The following is a 2,443-nucleotide window of genomic DNA, read 5'->3' on the forward strand; positions in this document are numbered from 1 at the left end:
AGGTAAATTTGGCTCCTATGCTAAAACCCTGGTAGCCTTTATGACCAAACGTGCCGAACATATAGCGTATATGAGGACTACCAAGGACGATTTAAGAAACCATTACGCACAATTACCATTGGGAATGATCGATGGGGTACAAATTCTACTATTCATGAGTGGGCATACCGAAAGGCATATACGGCAAATGGAAGAGGTCTTGGCACATCCTGACTTTCCATAGAAAAAGCATTCCCTAGCCAATGAACCCAAAAGGGTGTCGGAGTGGCCCGTACGGTCATCCCGCCTTTATTGAACCAGTATCATGCTTTGTGGCAGCGAGTGGTGGTACGGGCTATCCAAAACACCTGGGACCACAGTTCGTATCCTATACCCTACCACAACCTAAATTCGTTCACTATCAAGGACAAGGATGGATTTCAATTCCCTAGAAGGGATTTTAAGTGCAGCTTACCAAGTAAAAAAAGTTTCAAACCATACACAAAATGAACATTAGTGATTTTATATCGAATATTTCGGCGCATTTCAATGCGGAAAAAACGTCATTGCCGTGGGAATTGACTGCCAACTTAAAAGAAATTATTGAAGGAATACTTCCCAATCTTGGCGCGGACTTCAAAATCAATGATGGCATAGCGATACATAAGACAACCGTTATTGATAAGGGAGTCACCATCAAAGGGCCCTTTATAGCCATGGAAAACTGCCATATCGGTGCAAATGCATATTTTCGGGAAGGAGTTTTTTTGGACAGATCCGTAAAAATCGGACCCGGTTCGGAAATTAAAAGTAGCATCATCTGTTCTGGAACAGCAATTGCACATCTAAACTATATCGGCAATAGTATTGTCGGGCACAATGTGAATTTTGAGGCCGGTTCAATCGCCGCCAACCATTACAATGAAAGAGAAAATAAAAGGATTTGGGTGAGCTATAAAGACGAATTAATAGATACCGGTGTCGAAAAATTTGGCGCCTTGGTCGGTGATGATTCGAGAATAGGAGCAAATGGTGTTTTATCTCCCGGGACTATTCTACCAAAGCATTCCATAGTCAAACGATTGGAATTGGTAGACCAGCAACTTGCAAACTAATATCCAAAATCGCATGGTTTTTTACTTGGTAGGAATTATTTTCTGCGAGCATATCCTAGATCCACAGGTCACAACCAAATCTCCTATATGAACCTTTGTTTAGTTCCCTTAATTTCAAATAAGCAATTGATATTTTGATTAAATTAGGGGTATTATCTATATAGAAATATGGGATTTTGTTATCATCCCCGGAACTTATGCTTGTATGAAAAATGACTGGTGAAAAACTGGAAAATAATGAACTATATTTTAATCATTGGGATATTTCAGGCACTATTTCTAATTCTATTGCTATTTAACAAAAAGGGGAAGGTCAAATCTGACCTGTTTCTGGGAATTATCATTGCATTGTATGCCCTAACCATTCTATTGGCATATATTGAGATACATAACATTCAAAACGATTTCCCCTTCCCACAAGTAATTAATATAAATTGGCTCATATTATTTTTGCACGGACCGGCATTATGGTTTTATATAAAATCATTAAGCAATCCGAATTTCACTTTCAGGCCTTTATATATATTACATTTTTTGCCATTTATTATTTTTCTAGTAATTCATTATATAAGCTTTATTAGCTTACCTGAAATTGAAAAAATAAATATTGTAAAAAATGAGCTATTTACAGGACAGGTTTTCTATAAAATTTCGATTCTGAGCATAGGGATTTCGACAATTACCTATAACCTGTGGGCTTTAAATCTGATTAAAACATATCAGCGAAAATTAAATGATTTTTTCTCAAAAACGGATAGTATTGATTTAAAATGGTTGCGAATCCTTACTATAGCCTCCTTGTCGATTTACCTTTTGAATGTAGGTCTTTTTAATCTTGATTTGATATTTCAAATAGCACCTTATAAAACCTTAATGATTATTACTTACAGTTTTGCCTCTATTTATGTTTTGATAATTGGGTTCTTTGGTGTGCAACAAAAAAGCATTTTTATTGTAGTTCCAAATAAGGAACATTTTCAGCATAATAATCAAAAATACGCCCGCAAAGATGAAAGGGGTTTTATTGAAAAATTACAGCTGTTCATGAATGAAGAAAAACCATTTTTAGAACCTGATTTAAATCTATTAAAACTGAGTAAATTCTTTGAAGTAAAACCTGAATATCTTTCCGAAATACTAAACTCCCACATGCATCAAACTTTTTTTGATTTTATCAACAAGTACCGGATAGAAGAGTTTAAAAAGCAATGTATATACGAAGAAAACAAACACTTTTCTATTATAGGAATTGCATATAACTGCGGTTTCAATTCAAAAGCATCCTTTTACCGTGCCTTCAAAAAATTTGAAGGCATATCCCCAAGCCTTTACATTCACAGTGTCTCATG

General features: G+C 35.6%; 2 protein-coding genes and 1 pseudogene. All 3 read left to right on the plus strand.

Features of this window, described 5'->3' with window-relative positions:
* Positions 1-223 (plus strand): annotated as a pseudogene (locus WBM98_RS08595) (DinB family protein); the annotation flags it as partial.
* Between the two features lie 262 nt (positions 224-485).
* Positions 486-1,094, plus strand: a complete 609-nt coding sequence (locus WBM98_RS08600) for an LpxA family transferase (RefSeq protein ID WP_424365612.1) — start codon at positions 486-488, stop codon at positions 1,092-1,094.
* Positions 1,095-1,331: 237 nt separating this feature from the next.
* The coding region (locus WBM98_RS08605; protein WP_424365613.1) for a helix-turn-helix domain-containing protein at positions 1,332-2,443 on the plus strand (1,112 nt) is incomplete at its 3' end.

This window comes from Maribacter sp. (assembly GCF_049667165.1).
Taxonomy (GTDB): Bacteria; Bacteroidota; Bacteroidia; order Flavobacteriales; family Flavobacteriaceae; genus Maribacter_A.

Excerpts from the sequence above, each read along its gene's own strand:
- WBM98_RS08600 (WP_424365612.1), top strand. The coding sequence starts at position 486 with ATGAACATTAGTGATTTTATATCGAATATTTCGGCGCATTTCAATGCG.